Origin of the sequence: uncultured Agitococcus sp. (genome assembly GCF_937920075.1) — a bacterium.
Lineage (GTDB): Bacteria > Pseudomonadota > Gammaproteobacteria > Pseudomonadales > Moraxellaceae > Agitococcus.
In genome coordinates this window covers 1-2,639 of record NZ_CALETI010000314.1, presented here as the reverse complement: position 1 = coordinate 2,639, position 2,639 = coordinate 1, and the positions used below count along the sequence as shown (strand labels likewise).

5 protein-coding genes are annotated in these 2,639 nt (G+C 40.8%); 2 read left to right on the top strand and 3 right to left on the bottom strand.

All coding sequences use genetic code 11. The features are described 5' to 3' along the window. Positions 1-331: 331 nt before the first annotated feature. Both Q0212_RS10885 and Q0212_RS10880 read left to right on the top strand, forming a co-directional pair. A complete protein-coding gene (locus tag Q0212_RS10885) occupies positions 332-625 on the top strand; it encodes a DUF2829 domain-containing protein (protein WP_297925366.1) in 294 nt (97 codons plus the stop codon). A gap of 150 nt (positions 626-775) precedes the next feature. Then, positions 776-991, top strand: a complete 216-nt coding sequence (locus Q0212_RS10880) for a hypothetical protein (RefSeq protein ID WP_297925363.1) — start codon at positions 776-778, stop codon at positions 989-991. 197 nt (positions 992-1,188) lie between these two features. Here Q0212_RS10880 and Q0212_RS10875 read toward each other — a convergent pair whose 3' ends face one another. The 3 genes from Q0212_RS10875 to Q0212_RS10865 form a co-directional block, all read right to left on the bottom strand. Next, a complete protein-coding gene (locus Q0212_RS10875) occupies positions 1,189-1,560 on the bottom strand; it encodes a transglutaminase-like cysteine peptidase (protein WP_297925361.1) in 372 nt (123 codons plus the stop codon). Further along, a complete protein-coding gene (locus Q0212_RS10870) occupies positions 1,553-1,702 on the bottom strand; it encodes a hypothetical protein (protein ID WP_297925358.1) in 150 nt (49 codons plus the stop codon). The genes Q0212_RS10875 and Q0212_RS10870 overlap by 8 nt, the downstream gene beginning before the upstream one ends. Next, positions 1,699-2,639 (bottom strand): hypothetical protein (locus Q0212_RS10865; RefSeq protein ID WP_297925356.1); only part of this gene is annotated, 941 nt, incomplete at its 5' end. The genes Q0212_RS10870 and Q0212_RS10865, both read right to left, overlap by 4 nt.

Genomic DNA, 2,639 nt, shown 5'->3' with positions numbered 1-2,639 from the left:
AGAGAATAAAAGGAAAAATTTGTGTTATACCAAGTGGGTTAAAAACAGATGAAGAGCTAATTTGTAGAGTACGAGAGCTTAGAAAACAAGCATCTAAAATCGGAAAAGAACTGGATGAGTTGTTTTTTAGGACAAACAAGGCGTGGGCTAAATTTTATGGATACATAGATTAAAACCTAACTATTACACTAACAGGCAACGACCCTAACAACATCTAAAACTTGTGATGATTGTGTGGGGCGTTGTCCTTGTTGAGTTTGATGTTAGATACGCTAACTTTTAACGATGAATTATAGGTTTGAAGCACCTTTGACGCTTCGGAGTATTGATTATGACTACTGGAAATACACAAATTAAAAACCTTAACTTTGGTGAGGCAATCGCACACTTAAAATCAGGTTATCATGTTATGCGTGAAGGTTGGAATGGTAAAGGAATGTTTTTGACTTTAGTACAAGGCAGCAACACTCTAGCAAGCGCATTAAAACTTGGCTACGGTGAATATGTTGGCGAACCGACACTAGCCGATACAGTTTTTATGAAAACTGCTGATAATAAACTTGTGGCTTGGCTATGCAGTCAAACAGATATGCTTGCCGAAGATTGGGTTATTCTTGCCAAGTAGTATCTAACACAGGCAATAAGAGGACGCACCCTCTTTGATGTAAGCATGGCAATGTTGCCAAGATTTGTTTAAAACACAGTAATCAGCTAGGGTGCGTTCCTGCTTGATTGTGATGTTATACACTTTTTACGATGAATGGGAGTTAAGGCGATGAAAGAATTTATTACGGCTGATGCGCTAATAAACTCTGGTTATAAGAAAACAGGTAATTGGTACTTTCACCCAAGCGGAAAAATAAGTGTAAACCTGTTTTCTAATACAATACGCAGTAGCAGACCTGATTTTGTTATAGAACGGAAAGACAACAACATTGAGCTAAAACTCATAAACGACCTATCCGATACACTTTTTAAACTTGGTGTATAACACAGTATATGCGTCCTAATTGACGTAGTTTTTTACGTCATTAGTGACGCATAATCATGTATAACAATTCTACAAACTATTTTGTTGTACACACTCATCTGGGTTATCTTTGCAATATTGCACCCAACCATTAGGGGTATATGACTCCCCACCAAGCACGGGCTTTAGCGTGTTACTTGTCGTGCAAGCCGACAGCATTACTGCCAAGCTAATAACTTTAACCATTTGCCATTGCATAGCATTGACTCCCATGTGTAGGGTAACTCAACAGGACTTATAGGCCAGTTGTAATTATTATCTAAAATAAAACTGCCTTTGTCTGTATCAACCCACAACACACAATGACCACCTCCATCGGGCATATAGCACACGCACAAACCTAGTTTGTCGCTTGGCCAACCTTGTTCTAGCAGCAACTTACGCTTGAGCAAAGCATAATCTTCACAATCGCCAAATGCGGTAGGTAAACACCAATGCTCAGGCTTGCCGTATTGCTGTAAGTCTGTTTTGTAAGTGACTGACGCATTAACATCGCTGTTAATGCGTTCAGCTAGACTATAGCTATTCACCAACTGCTTCTAGCGCACAACAACAACCACGCTCAGCTTGTAAATCTTCAATGACCTCTTGAGTTTCTTCAAACTCGCATTCAACTGTTTCACCAGTAGCAACAAACTTGCCATTCTGTTCAACCAAAATATTATAAATCATGGTGCTTTATACCCCTGTGCGTTAATGTAGGTTTGTGTGCCTGTTGTGATACAAGCTACGTTGAGTGCTGTGTTTGCAGAAGATTGAAGTGGTGTACTGAATATAATACTTTTAATCGGAGCATTTGCAGCTAAATACATACGCCAAATAACAGTTGATGCACCGTCTTTAATAACTATTTCTGACGCTGTGGCGTTAGCGTTAGCAACACTCAAACCTGTTAAATAGTTTTTGATGTTCGCACCTGCCGCAGCTTGCAAAACAACATTAGCAGTATCGGTGATGCCACCACTAGCCGCAGCATATTGCCATTCGTTTTCAGGTATTGAGTTTTGACGAGTAACTAATCTGCCATCAGTTGTCGCAATCGGGCGTACAAATTGAGCATTATTTACAGGTGTTTTGCTTGATGTTCTTCCTTCTGCAGTGATGCCAAACGTGCCAGTGGAGACTCCATTTGCTTCTGCATGTACGCTGTAAATAGCACCCATCGTGGTAACAATGGGTGCTTTAGATAGTGTTCCAACGACTGTAACTGTACCTGAGCTATAAGTGCTGACACGCGCCCTAAAATACAATCCTTTGCGCGAAAACTGTATCATTAGTGCTGTTGTTGATATTATAGAAGTTGACTGATTCCCTATGGAGTTAGTAGTTAATCCACTTGTGCTAACCCAATTCAAATTATCATCACTTGTCTCATAAGTAATAGTGCAACCTGTACCCGCGCTAGTTACTTGAACAGTGATGCTCTCATAATTCAACATTGACGTTGTGAACAATACTGCCGCGCTTGTTGCTGTGCCTGAAACAGCTAGGCCGTCAGTTTGTGCGACAGGCAACGGATTGCTAGAGCCAACCGCTGTGCCGCCAACAGTTTGCGCGACAGGCAACGGATTGCTAGAGCTAACAGTGATTAGTGTACCCGTCTCATCTA